Origin of the sequence: Acinetobacter bereziniae, from assembly GCF_016576965.1 — a bacterium.
GTDB lineage: Bacteria > Pseudomonadota > Gammaproteobacteria > Pseudomonadales > Moraxellaceae > Acinetobacter > Acinetobacter bereziniae.
In genome coordinates this window covers 2,742,740-2,763,746 of record NZ_CP066119.1, presented here as the reverse complement: position 1 = coordinate 2,763,746, position 21,007 = coordinate 2,742,740, and the positions used below count along the sequence as shown (strand labels likewise).

The 21,007-nt window shown below is 36.5% G+C and carries 23 protein-coding genes; 14 read left to right on the top strand and 9 right to left on the bottom strand.

Features of this window, described 5'->3' with window-relative positions; all coding sequences use genetic code 11:
- Nucleotides 1–81 precede the first annotated feature (81 nt).
- On the top strand, nucleotides 82–1,974 hold the full coding sequence (locus tag I9192_RS13050) for a M48 family metalloprotease (RefSeq protein ID WP_009585160.1): 1,893 nt from the start codon (nucleotides 82–84) through the stop codon (nucleotides 1,972–1,974).
- Nucleotides 1,975–2,120: 146 nt separating this feature from the next.
- On the opposite strand, the gene bioB is transcribed toward I9192_RS13050, so the two are convergent.
- Nucleotides 2,121–3,110, bottom strand: a complete 990-nt coding sequence (bioB, locus tag I9192_RS13045; RefSeq protein WP_004824326.1) for a biotin synthase BioB — start codon at nucleotides 3,108–3,110, stop codon at nucleotides 2,121–2,123.
- 299 nt (nucleotides 3,111–3,409) lie between these two features.
- A complete protein-coding gene (gene queG, locus I9192_RS13040; RefSeq protein ID WP_005032146.1) occupies nucleotides 3,410–4,510 on the bottom strand; it encodes a tRNA epoxyqueuosine(34) reductase QueG in 1,101 nt (366 codons plus the stop codon).
- A 44-nt stretch (nucleotides 4,511–4,554) separates the two neighbouring features.
- Here queG and I9192_RS13035 point away from each other — a divergent pair, with 44 nt between their 5' ends.
- The 4 genes from I9192_RS13035 (at nucleotide 4,555) to I9192_RS13020 (ending at nucleotide 7,576) form a co-directional block, all read left to right on the top strand.
- Nucleotides 4,555–6,030, top strand: coding sequence for a bifunctional ADP-dependent NAD(P)H-hydrate dehydratase/NAD(P)H-hydrate epimerase (locus I9192_RS13035; RefSeq protein ID WP_005032144.1), 1,476 nt, complete (start codon nucleotides 4,555–4,557; stop codon nucleotides 6,028–6,030).
- Between the two features lie 8 nt (nucleotides 6,031–6,038).
- The gene (locus I9192_RS13030) at nucleotides 6,039–6,311 is read left to right on the top strand and encodes an acylphosphatase (RefSeq protein WP_004824321.1); all 273 of its coding nucleotides are present in this window, start codon (nucleotides 6,039–6,041) and stop codon (nucleotides 6,309–6,311) included.
- Nucleotides 6,312–6,387: 76 nt separating this feature from the next.
- A complete protein-coding gene (locus tag I9192_RS13025; protein ID WP_005032142.1) occupies nucleotides 6,388–7,233 on the top strand; it encodes a hypothetical protein in 846 nt (281 codons plus the stop codon).
- 1 nt (nucleotide 7,234) lies between these two features.
- Complete coding sequence (locus tag I9192_RS13020) at nucleotides 7,235–7,576, top strand: hypothetical protein (RefSeq protein ID WP_005032140.1); 342 nt, start codon at nucleotides 7,235–7,237, stop codon at nucleotides 7,574–7,576.
- A gap of 174 nt (nucleotides 7,577–7,750) precedes the next feature.
- Here I9192_RS13020 and ruvC read toward each other — a convergent pair whose 3' ends face one another.
- On the bottom strand, nucleotides 7,751–8,296 hold the full coding sequence (gene ruvC, locus I9192_RS13015; protein WP_004824318.1) for a crossover junction endodeoxyribonuclease RuvC: 546 nt from the start codon (nucleotides 8,294–8,296) through the stop codon (nucleotides 7,751–7,753).
- Nucleotides 8,297–8,405: 109 nt separating this feature from the next.
- Between ruvC and I9192_RS13010 the strand changes: the two genes are divergently transcribed.
- The 3 genes from I9192_RS13010 (at nucleotide 8,406) to I9192_RS13000 (ending at nucleotide 10,385) form a co-directional block, all read left to right on the top strand.
- Nucleotides 8,406–8,738: a hypothetical protein gene (locus tag I9192_RS13010; protein WP_005032139.1), complete on the top strand. Its 333-nt coding sequence runs from the start codon at nucleotides 8,406–8,408 to the stop codon at nucleotides 8,736–8,738.
- Between the two features lie 140 nt (nucleotides 8,739–8,878).
- Nucleotides 8,879–9,448: an FxsA family protein gene (locus tag I9192_RS13005; protein WP_004824315.1), complete on the top strand. Its 570-nt coding sequence runs from the start codon at nucleotides 8,879–8,881 to the stop codon at nucleotides 9,446–9,448.
- Nucleotides 9,449–9,752: 304 nt separating this feature from the next.
- Nucleotides 9,753–10,385, top strand: coding sequence for a LysE family transporter (locus tag I9192_RS13000; protein WP_026040320.1), 633 nt, complete (start codon nucleotides 9,753–9,755; stop codon nucleotides 10,383–10,385).
- Here I9192_RS13000 and I9192_RS12995 read toward each other — a convergent pair.
- The gene (locus tag I9192_RS12995) at nucleotides 10,379–10,567 is read right to left on the bottom strand and encodes a hypothetical protein (protein WP_005032134.1); all 189 of its coding nucleotides are present in this window, start codon (nucleotides 10,565–10,567) and stop codon (nucleotides 10,379–10,381) included. The genes I9192_RS13000 and I9192_RS12995 overlap by 7 nt on opposite strands.
- A 307-nt stretch (nucleotides 10,568–10,874) precedes the next feature.
- Between I9192_RS12995 and I9192_RS12990 the strand changes: the two genes are divergently transcribed.
- Entirely contained in the window at nucleotides 10,875–11,126 is a 252-nt protein-coding gene (locus tag I9192_RS12990) for a hypothetical protein (RefSeq protein WP_004824312.1), read from the top strand.
- A gap of 192 nt (nucleotides 11,127–11,318) precedes the next feature.
- Here the strand turns inward: I9192_RS12990 and metK are convergent, their stop codons facing one another.
- Nucleotides 11,319–12,485 carry a methionine adenosyltransferase gene (gene metK, locus I9192_RS12985; protein ID WP_004824311.1) on the bottom strand — a complete coding sequence of 389 codons (1,167 nt, stop codon included), beginning with the start codon at nucleotides 12,483–12,485 and terminating at the stop codon, nucleotides 11,319–11,321.
- Between the two features lie 521 nt (nucleotides 12,486–13,006).
- Here metK and tkt point away from each other — a divergent pair.
- Both tkt and I9192_RS12975 read left to right on the top strand, forming a co-directional pair.
- Entirely contained in the window at nucleotides 13,007–14,995 is a 1,989-nt protein-coding gene (gene tkt, locus I9192_RS12980) for a transketolase (protein ID WP_004824310.1), read from the top strand.
- A 184-nt stretch (nucleotides 14,996–15,179) separates the two neighbouring features.
- Nucleotides 15,180–15,395, top strand: a complete 216-nt coding sequence (locus tag I9192_RS12975) for a hypothetical protein (RefSeq protein WP_004824308.1) — start codon at nucleotides 15,180–15,182, stop codon at nucleotides 15,393–15,395.
- Nucleotides 15,396–15,459: 64 nt separating this feature from the next.
- On the opposite strand, the gene I9192_RS12970 is transcribed toward I9192_RS12975, so the two are convergent.
- A complete protein-coding gene (locus tag I9192_RS12970; RefSeq protein ID WP_010591070.1) occupies nucleotides 15,460–15,870 on the bottom strand; it encodes an OsmC family protein in 411 nt (136 codons plus the stop codon).
- Nucleotides 15,871–16,179: 309 nt separating this feature from the next.
- Here I9192_RS12970 and I9192_RS12965 point away from each other — a divergent pair, with 309 nt between their 5' ends.
- The 3 genes from I9192_RS12965 to I9192_RS12955 all read left to right on the top strand — a co-directional run bounded on the left by I9192_RS12965 (nucleotide 16,180) and on the right by I9192_RS12955 (nucleotide 19,029).
- Nucleotides 16,180–16,764, top strand: a complete 585-nt coding sequence (locus I9192_RS12965; RefSeq protein WP_004824302.1) for a YceI family protein — start codon at nucleotides 16,180–16,182, stop codon at nucleotides 16,762–16,764.
- 1,000 nt (nucleotides 16,765–17,764) lie between these two features.
- Complete coding sequence (locus tag I9192_RS12960; RefSeq protein ID WP_005032129.1) at nucleotides 17,765–18,151, top strand: hypothetical protein; 387 nt, start codon at nucleotides 17,765–17,767, stop codon at nucleotides 18,149–18,151.
- Nucleotides 18,152–18,348: 197 nt separating this feature from the next.
- Nucleotides 18,349–19,029, top strand: a complete 681-nt coding sequence (locus I9192_RS12955; RefSeq protein ID WP_005032127.1) for a superoxide dismutase — start codon at nucleotides 18,349–18,351, stop codon at nucleotides 19,027–19,029.
- A gap of 100 nt (nucleotides 19,030–19,129) precedes the next feature.
- Here the strand turns inward: I9192_RS12955 and I9192_RS12950 are convergent, their stop codons facing one another.
- From I9192_RS12950 to I9192_RS12940, 3 genes are all read right to left on the bottom strand, one after another.
- Entirely contained in the window at nucleotides 19,130–19,309 is a 180-nt protein-coding gene (locus tag I9192_RS12950) for a hypothetical protein (protein ID WP_005032123.1), read from the bottom strand.
- Nucleotides 19,310–19,758: 449 nt separating this feature from the next.
- The gene (locus I9192_RS12945; protein ID WP_005032121.1) at nucleotides 19,759–20,031 is read right to left on the bottom strand and encodes a putative hemolysin; all 273 of its coding nucleotides are present in this window, start codon (nucleotides 20,029–20,031) and stop codon (nucleotides 19,759–19,761) included.
- A gap of 201 nt (nucleotides 20,032–20,232) precedes the next feature.
- The gene (locus tag I9192_RS12940) at nucleotides 20,233–20,949 is read right to left on the bottom strand and encodes a glutamine amidotransferase (RefSeq protein ID WP_005032119.1); all 717 of its coding nucleotides are present in this window, start codon (nucleotides 20,947–20,949) and stop codon (nucleotides 20,233–20,235) included.
- Nucleotides 20,950–21,007: the final 58 nt, after the last annotated feature.

Sequence of the window (21,007 nt, the reverse complement as noted above, 5' to 3'; positions counted from 1 at the left end):
AATTGATTTTCATTGAGAAAAAGCGGGAAGTTCCCGCTTTTTTCATTTATAGTGTTTTGCAATGTAATGAGGAATTTTACATTGAAAGATGTCAGCCATTATTTGATAAAAAACAAGAATATGTTGTGGTCTGCGAGTATTTGTTTGCTTGCAGTCATATTGACTATTTTTATTCTCAATACCGTTTTGGGGTTATTGGTACATTATGTCGATCGTGAACAGCAAATTTGGTGGCATGTTTTAAGCCCTTACTGTGTTGGGTTGATTATTATCATTATTGGTTGGTCAATTGCCTATGAATTTTATGTTTTTCGTACTGGTGGACACTCATTAGCCAAACAGTTAAAAGCACGTCGTTTAAGTCAGATCGAAAGTACCCCAGAAGAAAGTGTAGCAATTCATCTTGCAGATAAATTTGCAGAAACCTTTGAGATTGATGCACCGACTTTATATGTTTTACCGGATGAAGTTGGTGTTAATGCCTTAACTGCAGGTTTCCACCCAAGAGATACTGTAATTATTTTAACTTGGGGTGCATTGCAGAATCTTGATGAATTAGAACTTTACGGGTTGTTGGGGCATGAGTTTAATCAAATTTTGTCTGGCGAAGCCCGTGAAAATACTCGACTTAAGATTCTTTATAGCGGACTGATTACATTTAGTCAGTTAGGAAGCAAAATTGCCAAGCAAGGTTTTAATCGCTACAACGCCAAAGGCAATCAACATAAATTTGAAACCAGTTTTGTTGCTGTGGGTGGTGTGATTTGGCTATTGGGTAGTATGGGAATTTTAATCAATCGTTTGATTAAATATTTCACATTGGGTGGACGTACTTTTTATAATGACTATAAAACGAAGAAGTTATTGCTGAATAATGCTAATGTGCAGACTTTATTACGTATTTATGTGCATCATGCAGGTTCGCAAATTCATAGTGAATTTTCAGAAGCAATTGCGCATATGTGCTTTGCCAATTCACTGAGTCCACAAAGCTGGTTGAATATTCACCCCAACATTGAAGATCGGATCTATGAGTTGAATCCGACTTTATTGCAAGATTTACAATTAGAAAATTTAAAGAAATTACGCAGTCAGCCGTTGTTTAGCTTGTTGCGTCCCTTAGAAGAGTCTTCTGGTGAAGTCTATAATCCGTGGGTGTCGCCACAGCCATTGCCTTTGTTACGTTTATCGCCCATTAGCTTTGCCCTGAATGATGCGATTAAACCCTTAAATCCAGAAGTGCGCCGTCAAATAGAACGCTCAGATTTAATCCAACGTGCAATGCAGACTGCGACTGGGTCACGTGAGGTTATGGTTGCAATTTTAATGATTCGGCAATATCGCGAGTTTATTCCATCTGATGCTGCGGTGAGTCGAGCCATTATTGACTCATTGTTAAGTATGGATGGGCGTATCCACATCCAAATTTTTCATGATGCTTGTGAAAATCTGGGTAATATGCCTGCAACGAGTGCGCGTCAATTTGTAACGAAACTTGCGAAAATTATTCAGGAAGATGGCGAAATAGGCTTATTGGATGCGCTGTTAATTGAGCGGGTAAAAGCTGAATTACATTTGCTACCGATGCATACACCTTCATCACTTGAAACTGTAAAACCTCAGATTGTGCGTTTAATTGATGCTTTATTGCATGTTCAGCAAATTAACAGTGCCAATCAACTCGATGTACGTTATGAGATTTTAGAACGTGTTTTATCCAAGGATGAGCTTGAGTTATTTGAAGAAATTTCAGATGAGCCGATTGATTTAGGTGAAATCTTAAATGATATTGCAGGTCTATTATTACGTGATCGTTTAAGTATTCTTGGTGTTGCAGAAATTTGCTTATGGAATGATCGGATTATTACCCAAGATGAATTGGATGTATTGCAATTATTGTATTGGCGACTTGGTTTTAAGTCAGATGATATTGTAGATCAAATGCAGAAGAAAAATAGTGTAATGATTATTTAAGCGAGCTTTTAGAAATACAATTTTTAGAAATAGAACTTTTAGAAATAGAGTTAAGAAAGAAAGCTAAGAAAAAGTGAAGCATTTTAAAGCCAAGCAATGTTTCTAACACCATGCACAAAGACATGATGTTAGAATTTAAGCATTAATTAACTTGCCATTGCATCTACAGAAAGTTCAGCAACAGTTGGTTTGGCTTTTTCAGCTTTTAGACCTAATTTATTGAATAACTGTTTGTCTTTGCCTTCACCAGCATTCGGTGTGGTTAATAACTTTTCACCACTAAATAACGAGTTTGCACCAGCCATAAATGCCAAAGCTTGATCTGAGTCGGTCAGTGATTCACGACCAGCAGAAAGACGAATATAGCTATTCGGCATAATAATACGTGCAACTGCAATGGTACGAATCCACTCAGTAACATCAAGCTTTTCTACATCAGCAAGCGGTGTTCCTTCTATTGGAACTAACATATTGATGGGTACAGATTCAGGATGTACAGGCAGGGTTGCTAATTCATGTAATAAACCAATGCGGTCATTGCGGTTTTCACCTAACCCCACAATTCCACCACTACAAACTTTCATACCTGCGTTACGCACATGATCTAAAGTGTTTAAACGATCATCAAAAGTACGGGTGCTGATAATGTGCGAATAATATTCGCGGGAAGTATCTAGGTTGTGATTATAATAATCTAAACCTGCTTCATGGAGACGCTCAGCTTGTGATTGGTTGAGCATACCTAGTGTCATACATGTTTCTAGACCGAGTGCTTTCACTTCACGCACCATTTCTAAGACATATGGCATATCGCGTTCATGTGGATTACGCCAAGCTGCACCCATACAGAAACGAGAAGAGCCAGATTCAAGTGCTTCTTTGGCTTCGCTGATGACTTTCTCTACTGCGATACGCTTTTCAGCTTCTAGTTTTGAGTCATAGCGTGCAGATTGCGAACAATATTTGCAATCTTCAGGGCATTTTCCTGTTTTAATTGAAAGTAAAGTACTGACTTGAATGCTATTTGCTTCAAAATGCTCGCGATGAATTTGTTGAGCCTTAAAGACTAAGTCTAAAAAAGGCTGTTCATATAAAGCTTGAATTTCTTCACGAGCCCAGTCATTACGTACTGTCATTAGTTTAATCCATGATCATCATTATCTATCCCTGTATATAATACATAATTCATGCCAATTCCATAGGGCAAAAATGTTCAAATATGATGGTAACTTACGATTGAAAAGTTCAATCATATAGAAAACTAAAATTATAAATATAGTCGCAAAGTTAACCAGATTTCTTGAAATTTACTTACTAAATTTTATTTTTAAGATTTTAAAAATTCTGGGTTTTAGTCATTAAAAATTAAAAAAAATAACAACTTTGCAAAGATCTGAACATTAAAAGTCAGTCGTTTGATAGACCAAGAATATATTTATAATGAAGATTTTTTATTCAATTGCTCTGCAATAGCCCAGTCAATATGGACTTGCACAACTTCATCATGCGATGTGCGATGTTGGGTCAAAGCTTGAATAATTTCGCTTGAATATGGTGCATTGCCTAAACCTATTGCGATATTTCGCATAAAACTTTGATAACCTGTGCGGCGAAGTGGGCTACCTTCAGTGCAACTTAGAAATGTCTGTTCATCCCAGTGCCAGAGGTCTAATAAACTCATTTGGTCCAAACCATGTCGAGGGTTAAAATCTGTGATGGATGCGGTTTTAGCAAAACTATTCCACGGACAAATCAGTTGGCAATCATCACAGCCAAATACACGATTTCCTATACCACGCCTCAAGTCTTCAGGGATGATTCCTTTATATTCAATGGTTAAATAGGCGATGCATTTGCGTGCATCAAGCATATAAGGTTCGACAATGGCTTGAGTTGGACAGATGTCAATGCAGGCAGTACATGAACCACAATGTGACGTTGCTGGTTCATCAAATGGTAAATCCAGTGAAGTGAAAAGTTCACCTAACACAAAAAAGGAACCTGATTTTTTATGAATGAGTAGGGTATGTTTGCCTGTCCAGCCCATTCCTGCATTTTCGGCAAGTGATTTTTCAAAAACAGGCGCGGAATCTGCAAATGGGCGTGATTCAAATTCACCCACTTTATCTTTAATGATTGTGGCTAAAGTTTTTAAACGGCCACGCATAATTTTATGATAATCACGCCCACGAGCATAACGTGCGATGATGGCCAAATTAGGCTCATCAGGAACATAGCGTGGTTTAGGTGTTTCGACCAAATAATTCATTCGCACACAGATGATACTTTTTGTGCCTGGAACCAATAAGGTAGGATCAGCTCGTTTTTCTAGATTTTCCTCTAAAAACTTCATGTCACCATGATAACCGCGCTTTAAATATTCTTTAAATCTTGGTAATTCAGCTTGAGCATCAGGACGTGCAATGACACAATCAGCAAAGCCCAGTTGCAAAGCCTGTTGTTTGATCCAAGCTTTTAATTCTTGAGGATCAAGCTGTTGCAAAGAAATTGATGAAGTGGTTGATGTTGCTGACATAGTAATCAATGTGCTGAAAAGAGTGAAAATAAAAGGATAAATACATGCAAGCTCAAGTTTATCATAGCCATGAAATTCAAGCATGGGAACGTCGATGGTTTAGTCAACAAAATAGTGCTTTTGGTTTAATGCAACAGGCAGCATGGTCGATTGCTCAGCATTTGCTTCAACTCTTTCAAAATAACTACCCCGAAGTTAAAACGATCGCAGTTTGGTGTGGTCATGGAAATAATGCAGGCGATGGTTACTGTATTGCTAGTTATTTAAAGCAAAGTGGCTATGCTGTAGAAATATTTGCCGCCGAGATTGGTGCATCGACTGACTTGAAGCAAGCCATTCAACTGGCTGAACAAAATCAATTAAAAATTCATTTGGATTTTGATCTTCAAGCATCGTTTGATTGTCATATCGATGCCTTGTTTGGTATTGGTTTAAATCGTGATTTAGATCAAGCATGGCAAACCATCATTCAAAATTTTAATACGCAAACAGGGATTAAAATTGCCGTCGATCTACCAAGTGGTTTAAATGCCAATACAGGTCAAACACAACCTATTGCGGTCAAAGTAGATTATACATTTACTATTTTGGGGCTTAAAGCAGGATTATTTACAGGGTTGGGTAAAGAATATTCTGGACAAATTGAAACGATTTCTCTGATTCCAACTGACTCAGCACTAAAAGCAGTAGCACTATTAGCGCCTCAACAAATTCAATTGCCACAACGTCAAGCCTTTGGACATAAGGGCAGTTATGGGCATGTCTTGGTCGTTGGTGGTCATGCAGATATGGGGGGAGCAGTGATCTTAGCTGCTGAGTCTGCATTTTGTGCGGGTGCTGGAAAAGTGAGTATTGTCTGTCACCAAAAACATCATACGGCTATTTTGGCGCGATCACCTAATATTATGGTCAAAGATATTAATGTGTTTACTGAAGATGAGATTCAATCTTTAATCAATCATGTGGATGCAGTGAGTTTTGGTATGGGCTTAGGTCGAGATGATTGGGCTGAACAACAATTTTTAAAATGGTTTAAACCCATCTGTGCAAGTACACATTTACAGGTGGTTTTTGATGCGGATGCTTTATGGTTTTTGGCAACGCAAAACACCCAACTCAGTCCAAACACTTATCTGACACCACATCCCGGAGAGGCAGCGAAACTACTCGATTGCTCCATTGCTGAGATTGAGTCTGATCGTATAGCTGCCATCCACAGGCTAAAAAAGAAATACTCAGGCAAGTGGGTATTGAAAGGAGCAGGCAGCTTAATTCTCGAAGATAAGCTGTGGATTTGTACTGCAGGCAATCCTGGTATGGGCACTGGCGGAATGGGAGATGTTTTGGCAGGAATGATTGCCAGTTTAAAGGCTCAATTTGCCGAAAATGTGCAATTACATGATATTGTCACTTTACATGCACAGGCTGGTGATTATCTTGCACAACAAGGTATTCGTGGTTTACAGGCACAACATATGGCACATGCTGTGTACCGTGTGATTAATTCGTGTCAGGAGTAAAATAGACAATGTATGCGGTTAAACTGTTGATATATGGTAATGTACAAGGTGTTGGCTATCGTCGCTGGTTTGAGAAAGAAGCACTACAGTTAGAACTCAAAGGTTATGTCAAAAACTTAGTATCTGGTGAGGTTGAAGCGGTTGTCGTTGGAGATGAGCAAGCAATTCTACGTTTAATTCGTCATTGTTATGTCGGACCGTTAAGGGCTGAGGTCACCAGTATTGAACAGTACAAAATCAATCATGATTTAGATTTTACTGATTTTGAAATGATTCGTTAAATCAGCCATTTGGCATAAAAATACTTGTAGATATGTTAAAATGATCACTAAAATATTTTTATTCAGTTGCTTTTTGATGTGTAGTATTCACAGTAGTGTTGTTGCGCAAACAAATGAAAAAATGGCTGAAAATCATCATGCTAAAACTATTCTAAAAGATTTAGACTTTGAAACAGTGATCAATACTTTTTATCAAAAACAGCTTCAAACTACAAAGATTGATCAATTGGATCAGCAAAATATTTCCTATATCGGCATTAAAAATGCAGAATATACCAATGCTTTAAATAGTGATGATGCGGTGGTGGTGTTTAGTCCCGCTCGTACCTATCGAAATGCACAAAATGAATTACGTTATGTGTTCACAACTACTGAAGTTTCAGTAGATAAAAATAACCATGAGCTTAATTTTTGTGGGGCATGTGCGACTTTTACCCGAGTTTACATCTTTAAGAAAAATGCTTCTTCACAATTTGAACTGATCAGCCAAAGTCAGGATGAAAACAGTTGGATGAATGCTGATTTTAATTATTTGCCATATCCGACCTCAGATATTGTAAAAAATATTCGTAAAGTGGGACCACAAATCAAAGCCTATGTGGAAGAACAAGAATTTAGTCGTCAAGGTTACTCAAGCACCACTTTATATATCGTTCCTTTTGATGAAAAACCGTATATTAAAAAGTTAATTGTTGCAGAAATTGGCAATGACAATGAAGTCTCAGGGAGTGAGCAAATTTATAATACCCAAGGTGATTATCAATTCCTAAGCACCGTACATGATGGTTTATATGATATTGAAATTGCCTATACAGGTACCCAACGAATTTATATCGCAGATCGTGCTAAAATTATCCCTATAAATGAAACCCATGTTTATCACTACAATGAGAAACAGCAAAAATATATTCGAGTGAAATAAAATGTTAGAGAAGTATTTAATTGTTGGAATTGTTTTTGCAGCATGTATTGTGTTGATTATATACACGCAGATGGATAGTCGTAAAAAAGAAGATAAAACACTGAGCTTCAAAGAGAAGTTACAGAAAGAGTTTCCGAATTATAAAATTCTTGAACGAAATCAAAGTTTCATTATTTCTCGTGAGGGTAGTAACCCACGTATTCCAGAAGAATTGGTCTTAATTCGAGTCGATCCAGAACAGAAGAAAAATTTGAGAAACTCAGGAAAGATGTTGATTGCAACGTACTCTAAACAACCCAGTATTCGAGAGGTGCGTAAAGATGCACTGCCTTATTTAAATTAACTGAGGCGATTGAAATATAGCGAAGTGGATTCTTATTTAAAAATTTTCTAATTCGATAAAATATTTTGGCTTGATCTAAGAACGTATAAAACTTGATTTTGTATATTTACAGGCTAGGTACAGATGAGGCTTCATCTGTACCTTGATTTATAAATTGTAGATTGTGTGAATATATTAGCGTCTACGACTACTATTGCGGCTACGTCCTCGTGCCATACCACCTAAGGCATTCAGTACGGCTAACTTACTCATACTGCCTGAAGCATGTGCGTGGCAAATTGCGGCTGCAAGCGCATCAGCAGCATCTTGTTGAGGCTTCACTGAAAGATTCAAAAGCTTCATCACCATCATTTGCACTTGTTCTTTGTCTGCAGCACCATAACCGACAACAGATTGTTTAATTTGCCGAGCAGTATATTCAGCAACTTGCAGATCTAAATTGACCAAGGCTGCAATAGCCGCACCACGGGCTTGACCTAGCTTTAATGCTGAGTCTGGGTTTTGTGCCATAAACACTTGTTCAACCGCTGCTTCTGTCGGACCATGGAATTGAACAATACGATCGATTCCTGCAAAAATTCGTTTTAAACGTTCAGGCATTTCGGTTGTTTCAGTACGAATCGTACCTGCATCAATAAAAGAAAGTTTTTGACCATCTTTTTCAATAATCCCGTAACCTGTTAAACGTGAGCCGGGATCAATTCCAATAATTAAGGGCATAATACTGTTTATCGTAAATCTTGTTTTGATTATATGATGCTATCCAGCGATTGTAAGTAAAATTTTAACTTATTGGCTGTATAATCAAACAACAAACAGGAGTGTTTGCTTGAAGAGTTTTGTACAAATTAAAAACCAGCATGTGTATTGGATTCATCGTTTAATCACATTGATCTATCTGCTGGGTTTTATCTTACTCGGTTTTGGAATATTGCAGAAATTTGACTTAGATGCATTGATTGCCTTTTTGATATTAGTATTAGTTTTCGGCTGGATGATGTATTTGCATTTTATCGCCTCATTAGAAGCTGAAAAAGGTTCAGAAAGAGGGCGTCGTATTTCGCGATTTATTGCAGTGATTTTAGTGTTTCTATTTCCGATTGGGACAATATTGGCACTGTATTTATTTTATAAAACATCCTCTAATGAATGGCAAAAATAAAGAAATTAGAGATTAAACACAAAATTGCCCTTTAAAAATTTGGGAAAGCCCTTATAAATATATCAGTGATGAAATTCATGGCATTTAATGTATGACTTTCAAAGCTGAAATTTAATTTATCTTTGAGATGCTTTGTTTCGATGAAACTTTTTCCTATTATTTTGATTGGTATCATTCTTGAAATTGCTGTGTGGATTGGCGTTGCACAATTCATTAGTGGTTGGTACGTATTCTTCTGGTTTATCATTGCTTTTGTGATTGGTTTAAATCTATTACGTTCCAGCACTTCAACCATCATGCCACAATTACAGCAAATGCAAATGACAGGAATGATGGGAAATGATCCTGCGATTGCTAAAAAAATGGCAACAGCATTTGCGGGCATTTTATTGATGATTCCTGGTTTGATCACAGATGTTTTAGCCTTGTTGGTGATTTTACCGCCTGTTCAGAATGCAATTAAAAATGCAGGAATGAAATATATGGCGAAAAAACAGCAAGCCATGATGAATAATATGATGGGGGGAATGGGTAATATGGGGGATGCGCAAGGGCAAAATCCATTTGCAGATTTAATGCGTCAAATGCAGGATATGCAAAACCAACAATCTGGTGGTCAATATCGTGATTCCACAATTATTGATGGTGAAGCACATGAGGTTGAACCAGAACATAAGCAAATTGAACTCAAAGATGTGAATAAAAAATAAAGCCATCGCTAATATGATTTAACTTAAAAGCTGAGTCGAAAGATTCAGCTTTTTTTATCGCTAAAATTTGTAGTTTTCAATTCAATATGTTTGATCAACAAAATATTGATCATGTCGGGTGACGATTTTTGTTGAGTTGAATGATGTAGCTTTGATTGAGATCGACATCGGAATATTAGGTACTTGATTGTTTAGGTATACTTTCTGAGCGAACAAACAATATCACTATTCAAGATGTAGGATTATTTCTTAAATGATTGATCAAACGGTATAATTGGCTCGCCCTAAGCGATAAGATTAAATTATGTCGATGTTATTGACCATTTGTGCACTACATTTTGTAGCACAACTCAGTCCAGGACCAGATGTTTTATTGGTTGCTAAAAGCTCAGCATCTACTACACGTGCCAATACACTTAAAATTATATTGGGCATATCTGCAGGTGTCGTGGTTTGGGTGATTTTAACGCTATTGGGCTTTACGGTTTTATTAGAACATTGGCCTTGGATTCAGCAAGTATTGATGTTGATTGGTGGATTCTTTTTGGCTCGAATGGGTTACGCCATGCTAAAGGGTGGTATTGCCACACTTAAACAAAATACCAATCTCGATGGGGTCATTGAACATGCACCTAAAAATTATTTCCTTTTGGGACTTTTTACAAATTTAGCTAATCCTAAAATTGTGATTTATTTCAGTAGTGTTTTTTCATTGGCGTTAAGTTCAAGTGCAGGATTAAACTTAAAACCACAATTGGCAGTGATCATTCCGATTCAGACATTTTTAGTGTTTAGTCTATTGATGTTGATTATGTCGGTTCCCAAAATAAAAGCAATCTATCAACGTTCTGGAAGCTATATCGATATTCTCTCTGGAAGCTTCTTCTTATTATTTGCAGCCTTTCTTTGGGTGGATGTACTTAAAATGTTTTATTGATTTTCATTATTTTGAGAAGTTGTTTTTTCATTATCGACATGTTTTGTCGGGTTCTCGCCAAGCTGTTCTTGGGTCTGATAACGATGTGGATCTAAAGTTTTGATATTGTTTTCGGACTCAGCGTATCTACGGCTACGGTTGGCGCGTTCACGTAAACCACCTTTTTTGATCAGTTGTACCAAAATAATCTCCAAAAAATTTAATATTTGTCTAGGGTTGAATTATACCTTGAATACGTATGATACAGGATATTGAATACTGGGTATTGAGTGGTGTATAGGTTTGAATTGAGAGTGTTTTTTGGTTTTAAGCTGAAGTTTATCTAAGCTTATGAATTTTAAAGTAAATAAATAGAAACAAAATTTGCTTGTCAAACATTACTATTCATGTAAACTAAAAATGTAGTTAAATTTTTACATTACTTATATGGATATAATAGTAGTGTAATAAATAAAAACAATAATAGTGCGACAAGAAGGAGATCCAAAGATGATTTTACAATATCATTGTGCTTGCTGTAATGAAACAGTGACTTCGACACAAAAAGTTTGTCCGAAATGTGGCTCTCAGCATATCAAAAGCCCATATGGCTTATGGACTTTTTGCTTAGTGGCTTGTTTGATTGTGGCTGTCACCTTTAAAGTTGGGCATTTATATATTCAAAATCATAATACTGAAGCGCCTGAACAAATTTCAATATTAAGTGTTTTACAACAGGATGCTAAGCCTGGTTCACAGTAATTGATTTTTTATTTTCCAAAATAAGATGAAGTACATGCAAATAATAGAGATAAAAGAAGATAAGTGTTTTTTGATTTAATTTAAATTGAAACTGCTAGAGAGGAGGGAATTTTTTGAGGTATATATTTCCATATCTTTAACAAACAAAAAAGCTCGCATTTGCGAGCTTTTTTACGATGAATTTTTGAGAAATTATAGATTTGCTGATGCTTTAAGCGCTTCAACTTTATCTGTTTTTTCCCATGTAAATGCAGTGTCTGAACCTTCGCGACCAAAGTGCCCATAAGCAGCAGTTTGCTTATACATTGGCTGAATCAAATCAAGCATACGGGTAATGCCATAAGGGCGTAAATCGAAGTGTTCACGTACCAATTGAATGATCAATTCATCAGATACCTTACCTGTATTGAAGGTATTGATTGAAATTGAAGTTGGTTCAGCCACACCAATTGCATAAGACACTTGGATTTCACACTTATCAGCAAGTCCTGCTGCAACAATATTTTTTGCCACATAACGACCAGCATACGCTGCTGAGCGATCAACTTTTGATGGATCTTTACCAGAGAAAGCACCACCACCATGACGAGCCATACCGCCATAAGTATCAACAATAATTTTACGACCAGTTAAACCACAGTCACCCACTGGACCACCAATCACAAATAAACCTGTTGGGTTAATATGGAATTTGGTTTCAGCATGGAACATTTCAGCAGGGATGATCTTTTTCACGATTTCTTCAATCACTGCTTCTTTTAAATTCGCTTGTGAAATTTCAGGATCATGTTGAGTAGAGAGTACCACTGCATCTAAACGAACAGGCTTGCCATTTTCATAAGCAAACGTAACTTGGCTTTTGGCATCTGGACGTAACCACGGCAATGTACCATTACGACGTAATTCAGCTTGTTTTTCCATTAAGCGGTGTGCATATGAAATAGGTGCTGGCATCAGCACATCTGTTTCACGGCTCGCATAGCCAAACATTAAGCCTTGGTCGCCTGCACCCTGATCTTCAGGTTTTTGACGATCAACACCTTGCGCAATTTCAGGTGATTGTTTACCAATCATGTTGATCACAGCACATGTTGAGCCATCAAAACCAAGATCTGTATGGTGGTAGCCAATACCATTAACCGTGTGACGAACAATCGATTCAAAATCGACATTTGCTGTCGTGGTGATTTCACCCGCAAGAATCACCGCACCAGTTTTTACTAATGTTTCGCAGGCAACCCGTGCATATGGGTCTTCTTTTAAGATTGCATCCAAGATAGCGTCACTGATTTGGTCAGCCATTTTATCTGGATGGCCTTCGCTCACAGATTCCGAAGTAAAAACAGCATACTCGCGCATGAAAGTCCTATCACAGTAATTTATAAAGACGCAATATGTTACATCGACTTCAGCCTGAGGACTAGCATTACCTGATTAAAAATCATGAATAAAATTCATTTTTATGTGTTTTTAATTGATATGTTCATTAGGAAAATTGATAAAGGTGCTTGAATTGTGCACATATTGCCGATTTTTAAAAAACAACAAGTTGTTTTAATTGAGCAATTTATTGGTTATGCGATTAAATTAAACTTTGTTTGGTTCTCTTCATTTTTCATTGTGATCGTGATAAAAACTCAGTTTAAAAATCTACTGTAGTGCTTTGAGTTTATATAACGGTTGATGCAAAATCATGACGGTTATCGATCAGTATTAATGTCGTTTCGGCTGTATTTCGTTTATTTTTTAATTAATTTGCAACCAAAAGGGATAAATATAGACTTAAGTCTTTACCCTGATCGTTTTTTTTAAGACAATACATCACAGTTTTTGAATATCTATTCATCTTCCTATATTTTTTATTTATTGGACTCTGATCTATGACAACCCCGTTGAATGAACGTCGTATAGCTAACGCAATTCGTGTATTGGCTATGGATGCTGTGCAAAAAGCCAATTCTGGACATCCAGGTGCACCAATGGGGATGGCAGATATCGCTGATGTCGTATGGCGCGAATTTTTAAATCATAATCCAACAAATCCGCAATGGGCAAACCGCGACCGCTTTGTATTGTCTAATGGTCATGGTTCAATGTTGCAATATGCGCTGTTACATTTAACTGGTTACGATCTTTCTATTGAAGATATTAAACAGTTCCGTCAATTACATTCTAAAACACCAGGTCATCCAGAATTAGGTTATGCACCGGGTATTGAGACAACGACTGGTCCATTGGGTCAGGGTATTGCTAATGCGGTTGGTTTTGCACTGGCTGAAAAAACTTTAGCTGCGCAATTCAATAAAGATGACATTAAAGTTGTAGACCATTTTACTTACTGTTTCTTGGGTGATGGTTGTTTAATGGAAGGTATCTCCCATGAAGCATGTTCACTTGCTGGAACTTTAGGGCTTGGAAAACTGATTGCTTACTATGATGACAACGGTATTTCTATTGATGGTGAAGTAGAAGGCTGGTTCTCAGATGACACTGAAGAGCGTTTTAAAGCTTATGGTTGGCAAGTTCTTCGTGTAGATGGTCATGATGCTGATGCTATTCGCGCTGCAACAGTTGAAGCACGTGAAGAAATTGCAAAACCAACGTTGATTATCTGTAAAACCATTATTGGTTTAGGTTCACCCAACAAGCAGGGTAAAGAAGACTGTCACGGTGCGCCATTAGGTAATGATGAAATCACATTAACCCGTGAAGCATTAGGTTGGAAAGAAGAAGCATTTGTTATTCCTTCTGATATTTATACGGCTTGGGATGCAAAAGCGAAAGGTTCAGCGTCTGAAGCGACTTGGAACGAAACTTTTGCTGCCTATGCTGCAAAATATCCAACTGAAGCAGCTGAATTTAAACGCCGCGTAGAAGGTGATTTACCAGCAGATTTCTTGGCTCAAGCAGATGCATATATTGCTGAAGTCAATGCGAAAGGTGAAACAATTGCAACGCGTAAAGCGAGTCAAAATGCTATTCAAGCGTTTGCGCCTTTACTTCCTGAAATTTTAGGTGGTTCTGCGGATTTGGCAGGTTCAAACTTAACCTTGTGGAAAGGTGCCAAAGGTGTTGAGTCTGATCCAGCAGGTAACTATGTACATTATGGTGTACGTGAGTTCGGTATGACTGCGATTGCCAATGGTGTTGCCTTACATGGCGGTTTCATTCCTTATGTTGCAACATTCTTGATGTTTATGGAATATGCACGAAATGCAGTACGTATGTCTGCTTTGATGAAGCAACGTGTGATTCATGTCTATACACATGACTCAATTGGTTTAGGTGAAGATGGTCCTACACACCAACCTGTAGAGCAAATTGCTTCTCTACGTGGTACTCCAAATTTAAATACTTGGCGCCCATGTGATACGGTTGAAGCTTCGATTTCTTGGAAATCTGCATTAACACGTAAAGAAGGTCCAACAGCATTAATCTTCTCTCGTCAAAATTTACCATTCCAAGCACGTACTCAAACACAAATTGAGAATGTTGCAAAAGGTGGTTATGTATTGGCTGAAGAAAAAGGTGAATTAAAAGCAATCATTATTGCAACAGGTTCAGAAGTTTCATTGGCGATGGAAGCACATGCACAACTTGAAGGTGTACGTGTGGTATCTATGCCATGTGCAGAAGAGTTTGTTAAACAAGATGCTGCGTACCGTGAAGCAGTATTGCCATCAAACATCCGCGCGCGTGTTGCTGTTGAAGCAGGTCATGTGGATTACTGGTGGAAGTTTGTCGGTTTAGATGGCAAAGTTATTGGTATGACAACTTATGGCGAGTCTGCTCCTGCAAAAGACTTGTTCCAATTCTTTGGAATCACCACAGAAGCTGTGGTTGCTGCTGTAAATGAGTTAACTGCTTAATATTCAGCTTTTTAAAGCGATAAGAACGCCCCAAAGTGGGCGTTTTTATTTTGTAGATAGTTTTTTAATGTTGTCGGTAAATTCAGCAAATTTTAGTAGCAGTTTTTAGCAAAAGGTATATAGTTGTGCCATTCATTCTGTATTCATGAAATATGGTGATACATATACCATAAGTGAGGAAAATATGAGCCTTTATGAACAGATTAGTGATGAAATCACTTTGATGGATGCGGGTGAGCAAAAGTGGATTGGGCAGGATTTACCACTTGAATCCATGGTTGCAGTAGAGTTGCTATTACAGGACTTTCAAGAAGACAAAATCATCAAGATTCGACGCAAAAACCATGAAAAGCACTCTGGCTTAAAACAGGTTGATCGTGTCTTGGTTGAAAAGCTTTAAGACTAAAAAGCCCCGAAAGGGGCTTTTGATTGATATAGATGAATATAAATAAACCTAAATTGTACTAGCTCAGATCTAGCTCAGTCTGAATCTGAATATTTGAGGTTAATAGTTTATGAACAGGGCAACTTTCTGCAACTTTGAGTAGGCGTTTGTGTTGTTCTTCAGTGAAATCGCCTTTCAGTTGAATTGTTCGCGTTATAATGTTTTGCCCAGCTTCTGGTTCATCTTCTGGATTTAATGCTAAATCAAGTTGTACATGTTCAATTTTCAAATCTTTATGCTTGGCATACATTTCCAATGTGATGACTGTACATGCACCTAAAGCAGATAAAAGAATTTGGATAGGATTTGGTGCAGTATCTTGTCCTCCCTTATCGTTTGGCTCATCGGCATACCAGATATGTCCTTGAGGGTTGGTTAATGTGACCTGATAAGGGATTTGCGTACTTTGAGCTTGAGCAATGTTTACCATAAAATTATTCATCACATAAAAGACATGTTCTATAAATATAAAATTTTCACTTGATGATCTAGTGAAATTTATTTCATTCTTGATTCCAAGTACTCAAACGAAGTGTGGATTTCTGATCATTTGAAATGCCAATTCCTCATTTTATGTCTATAAAACAAAGCATTGTATAGGTAGATAAGGTTCAAAGTTATGTATCATAAGATAGCAATTTGAATCGTTGCATATATGCAACATATCGTATTATCAATAACAGTGAATTTGTGTTGGAAGCGTATAGAATAATAGTCATTCGATAGCGAGATTAACAATATGAACTTTAAAGCATTAACATTAGGTTTGGCGGTAGCTTCAGTTGCAACTTTTAGTGTTGCAAAACCAGTTGATTATAAAATTGATCCAACGCACACAGCGACAGTTTTTACTTGGAATCACTTTGGTTTTTCAACTCCTTCAGCAAATTTTAGCGACATTCAAGGAACAATTTCTGTTGATAATGCAAAACCTGCTGACTCATCTGTCAACGTGACCATTCCATTAGCAAGCTTAAATACCAATGTAAAAGCTTTGGATGAACATTTAAAAACTCCTGATTTTTTTGATGCTGAAAAATATCCAAACATCACTTTTAAAAGTACCAAAGTACAAGCTTTAGGTAAAAATAAATACAAAATCACAGGTAATCTTACTGTGAAAGATGTGACTAAACCTGTTGTTTTAGATGCAGTTTTAAATAAACAAGGTGTGCATCCAATGACCAAAGCACAATCTATTGGTTTTAATGCAACAACTTCGTTTAATCGTTCAGCATTTGGTGTAGGTGCATATGTGCCAAATGTGGGTGATAAAATCACTGTAAACATTACGACTGAAGCTTCTGTTCCAGCAAGCAAGTAATTATCAAAACTGGCTTACATTGGCAAAAATCAATGTAAGCCTTTTTTTGATTTGTCGATTAAGTGGTCTGATTATTTTCAATAAAACAATATTTAATATTAGCCAAAATACCCTATTAAAAATCAGCATTGTTCTTAACGATTTTGAAGGTTTGGGCTCAATGATTTATACAGCACTTTTTAAGGTCAATTATAAGTACAAGACTTGAAACCATTCCAATGTGGTTTTGATCATTCTATTCATATGAATGAGCTGTAGTTATAGAGCATAAAAAAATTTTTTATTCTAAAGCATCTTATTTCAGGGATGCTCTAAGCAAGATTATTATCGATCAAGTCAGTGGATAATCAATAACGGTTCAAATAACCGAATGAATTATTTTCATTTTTGGCTGAATTTTTATAATTATTCTTTATACAAGAATTAGGCTAATATGGCATGGCGCAATGGACTTGCATATTTATAATATCTCATTACTAAAATAAGATATTGCGCATACCAACTTTAGCAAGTTGGTTTTTTTTCGATGCAACTTTTATATCATCAGCTGTCCTTAATCAATCTCTTTGGGGATTGTTTTTTGTGCAAAGAACTTTTAGCTGAATTGCTACCGAATCAAGAGAATACTTATGATAATTCGCTTGCATTTTGATACTTCACCTGTTTAAGGATTATGCTGTAGCTTTATAAAGCTTATGGTTTATTTTAATCTTTAGAAGGCTTATTCATACAGGAAAAAATAAGGCTAAAGCTTGCTTAGTTAAAGCTTGGGATAAGCTAAAAATTCTTATCGATTATGCGCATTGTTGTTGGTGCTTGGCATCAAATGAAAACAAATTTTAAATGTACTGTTTTTCTTTTTTTTTAGATTTAGATGAATTTATGGATTAGATTGTTACGGCAATATCTATGTTTAAATAAAAAGTGTAATGTTTGATTTTTAGCTTTGTTTTTATTCATTATTTTTTAAATCAATTAAAAGTGATAAGGAAGATTCTCCATGTTGAGTACAGCAAATGGCATTCTAATCATTGCTGCATTATTTGATGCTGCAGCTGCAATCGCACATTTGGCTTGTCTTGCTATCGGTGGTTCAGCCTTTCGATTTTTAGGGGCAGGTGAACGTCTAGCAGGTGAATTTGAAGCGGGTAAAATTCAACCAATTTTGGTGACCATTTTGATTGCGCTCATTCTTTTTTCATGGTCTATTTTTGCACTTTCTGGTGCTGGGGTAGTGGCTCTACTCCCATTCACGAAATGGATATTAATGGCAGTTTCAATTGTATTAATCATCCGTGCTTTGGGGGTTTCCTTATTGAAACCCTATTTTCCTGAAAATTCGATGAAGTTTTGGCTTATTTCATCAGGCATTTGTTTTGTAATGTGAATCGCTCATTTGTATGGCGTAATGTCACTATGGAATCAATTATAAAGCATAGGTGAAAGAGAGTTTTAATTTAACTTTGGTCATACCATGAATCATTAAAATTTGTTTTGATCGAGAAATGGCTTTTCGATTTGACATGTATCGGAAAGGATTATATTTTGTAAATGATTTTAATTATCATTTAAGGCTTTAATCCAATGAACATGAAGTTAAAAATTGCAGTGCTGGCAATGACTATGGGATTCAGTTTCTCAGCAAATGCCGACTTTAAGCAAGCACCTTTACCATATAGTGTTAACGCATTGGAACCTGCAATAGATGCGACGACAATGGAAATTCATTATGGTAAACATCACAAAGCCTATGTTGATAATTTAAATGCGCAAATTAAGAATTATCCTGATCTAGATCAGCTCAGTATAGAAGCGGTTCAAGCACAAATTTCAAAATACAATACAGCAGTGCGTAACAATGGTGGTGGACATTTTAATCATGCATTTTTTTGGGAAAGCTTATCTCCAACAGCATCTTCAGGAAAACCTTCAACGAAATTATTAAAACAAATTAAAAAAGATTTCGGTTCATTTGAAAATTTTCAGACAAAATTTAATGAGGCTGCAACAGGTCGATTTGGTTCAGGGTGGGCTTGGTTGATCGTGCAACCGAATGGCAAATTGGCAGTGAGTTCTACACCCAACCAAGATAATCCTTTGATGGATGTTGCAGAAGTAAAAGGGACACCGTTATTGGGATTGGATGTATGGGAACATGCTTATTATTTAAAATATCAAAATCGTAGAGCAGATTATACTAAAGCATTTTGGACAGTTGTGAATTGGAAAAAAGTCAGTGATCGTTATGCGCAGGCAAACAAATGATCCACAATTAAAACCACTTTCAAGTGGTTTTTTTAAACCTTGACGAAAGGAGGGAAGGCGAGAAATAAAATTATTTTTATTGAATGTATCTATTGAACCTTTAATGAAAAGGGTTGTAGCGATTTTTCCTCAATTCAAGAAATGCTAATAGCGTTGCTACAATCGCTAGAATCCCAACAGATAATATGATGAGATCAGACAAGTAAAGTCCAGCTATGATACCAAGCAAGGCAATAATAAAAGATATGATTAAGATAACTTTGAGTACAATACTGCTCATGAGGCATTCCTCGTTGGATAAGTAGAATAAGGTTTAACTGATAATGATAATCAATAACAATATTTTACATTAATCTTAGGTCTAATGAAATCTAAACGAAAGATGTTAAGTGCATATGAATAAACTCATTAAATCTACTAATTCAATGGATTTACGTGGTATCTCAACTAAAAACAACGCAAAATTTGTAAGTTTATTTGAGCAGTGAATAGTTCTTTTATTTAAGCTTATGTTTTTGCGTAAGAGTTTTTTAAATTCTACACTCGTTAAAAATTATATATTTTCTAGCACTTTTGTTATATTGAAGAAGTATAAAAGCAAAATTCCGTTGAAAATTTCATTTGCTCGTTGAGCTTATCAAAACTGAAATTTTATAGGAATATAAAAAAATAAAGCCATTACAATAAGATATTGTAATGGCAATAAAACATTAGGTATTCATTTAAAGTTTATCCTGGCTGCGCTTTTGAATCTTCTTGCTGAGCACTTCTAAATAACTCCCATTCCTCGACGACTTTGCCATCTGCTAAACGACAGTATCCAACTTCATTGCCACGAGAATCTTTCTTCACGATTGATGTGCCGCCAACTTTATTACAATAAACACTGGCAGGATTTGCCATACCAAGCGATTGTGGTTCTGGTGTCTTCACTTCAGGTGTTGAACAAGCTGAAACTAGCAAGGTTGTGAGCAAAGATGCTCCAATCAGTATTTTTTTCATTGCAAGATGGATATAAGTTATGAAGTATAAATTATAAAACGATCACCTCAACCCAATGTATTTAATATGTTATCTATTACGCATAAATTAGACATTCTATTCGCTAATAGAAGATCAACGATTTTGATATTGATCGATCATAATCATTCATTTGAGGCAAATATTGTTGATCTTAATATTTGCCAAACCTTCAAAGCAAAACTATTGATCAAAGTTTTTGAGATAATGTTCAATAACAAGTGGTGCTTGTAATTCTAATTGTGGGGCATATTTTTCATTATCTGCTCGCAATTGCGGAATATTTAAACCCGCTTGACGAAGTTCACTTGTATGACCAATCAACCACTTTTCCATATACTCCGCTGCAACTTCTAGATGAAATTGTAAGGCGAGAATATTTTGTCCTACTCTGAAAGCTTGATTGGTATAAATCGATGAGCTTGCGAGTAATTCAGCAGTCACAGGTAAGTCAAAACTATCCCCATGCCAGTGTAAAACTTCGTGATTGGCTAGAGGCAATAAAGGATTATTTTTTACCAAACTGAGTCTTAATTTACTCCAACCAATTTCTTTTTGATGTCCTGGATAAACTTTTGCGCCCAAGGCATGCGCAATTAACTGAGCGCCTAAACAAATCCCTATAGTTGGGAGATTTTTAGCGATCCGCTGCTCAAGATATTTAATTTCATCATTTAGGAATGGGTAGTCTTCGGTCTCATAAACCCCAATCGGTCCACCTAAAATAATGGTCAGTCCTTCAAACTCAAGTGCAGGTTTTAAATTATCCACACCCGCTTCAAAGTAGCGAACACGATAGCCGAGTTCATAAAAAGTATCTTCGAGTGTTCCCAGATCTTCAAACGCTAAATGTTGGATGGCATAGATCGTTTTGGGAAGCGTTGTATTAGAGATAGCCATAATTTGACAGTGGATTGAATAAGGTTATTGCTATTTATACCAGTTTATACTTCGTTGA

Coding starts and splice junctions, on each gene's coding strand:
- bioB (WP_004824326.1), bottom strand. CDS start 3,110: ATGACAGTACGTAATGACTGGGCTCGTGAAGAAATTCAAGCTTTATAT.
- queG (WP_005032146.1), bottom strand. CDS start 4,510: ATGTCAGCAACATCAACCACTTCATCAATTTCTTTGCAACAGCTTGAT.
- I9192_RS13035 (WP_005032144.1), top strand. CDS start 4,555: ATGCAAGCTCAAGTTTATCATAGCCATGAAATTCAAGCATGGGAACGT.
- I9192_RS13030 (WP_004824321.1), top strand. CDS start 6,039: ATGTATGCGGTTAAACTGTTGATATATGGTAATGTACAAGGTGTTGGC.
- I9192_RS13025 (WP_005032142.1), top strand. CDS start 6,388: ATGTGTAGTATTCACAGTAGTGTTGTTGCGCAAACAAATGAAAAAATG.
- I9192_RS13020 (WP_005032140.1), top strand. CDS start 7,235: ATGTTAGAGAAGTATTTAATTGTTGGAATTGTTTTTGCAGCATGTATT.
- ruvC (WP_004824318.1), bottom strand. CDS start 8,296: ATGCCCTTAATTATTGGAATTGATCCCGGCTCACGTTTAACAGGTTAC.
- I9192_RS13005 (WP_004824315.1), top strand. CDS start 8,879: ATGAAACTTTTTCCTATTATTTTGATTGGTATCATTCTTGAAATTGCT.
- I9192_RS13000 (WP_026040320.1), top strand. CDS start 9,753: ATGTCGATGTTATTGACCATTTGTGCACTACATTTTGTAGCACAACTC.
- I9192_RS12990 (WP_004824312.1), top strand. CDS start 10,875: ATGATTTTACAATATCATTGTGCTTGCTGTAATGAAACAGTGACTTCG.
- metK (WP_004824311.1), bottom strand. CDS start 12,485: ATGCGCGAGTATGCTGTTTTTACTTCGGAATCTGTGAGCGAAGGCCAT.
- tkt (WP_004824310.1), top strand. CDS start 13,007: ATGACAACCCCGTTGAATGAACGTCGTATAGCTAACGCAATTCGTGTA.
- I9192_RS12975 (WP_004824308.1), top strand. CDS start 15,180: ATGAGCCTTTATGAACAGATTAGTGATGAAATCACTTTGATGGATGCG.
- I9192_RS12970 (WP_010591070.1), bottom strand. CDS start 15,870: ATGGTAAACATTGCTCAAGCTCAAAGTACGCAAATCCCTTATCAGGTC.
- I9192_RS12965 (WP_004824302.1), top strand. CDS start 16,180: ATGAACTTTAAAGCATTAACATTAGGTTTGGCGGTAGCTTCAGTTGCA.
- I9192_RS12960 (WP_005032129.1), top strand. CDS start 17,765: ATGTTGAGTACAGCAAATGGCATTCTAATCATTGCTGCATTATTTGAT.
- I9192_RS12955 (WP_005032127.1), top strand. CDS start 18,349: ATGAACATGAAGTTAAAAATTGCAGTGCTGGCAATGACTATGGGATTC.
- I9192_RS12950 (WP_005032123.1), bottom strand. CDS start 19,309: ATGAGCAGTATTGTACTCAAAGTTATCTTAATCATATCTTTTATTATT.
- I9192_RS12945 (WP_005032121.1), bottom strand. CDS start 20,031: ATGAAAAAAATACTGATTGGAGCATCTTTGCTCACAACCTTGCTAGTT.
- I9192_RS12940 (WP_005032119.1), bottom strand. CDS start 20,949: ATGGCTATCTCTAATACAACGCTTCCCAAAACGATCTATGCCATCCAA.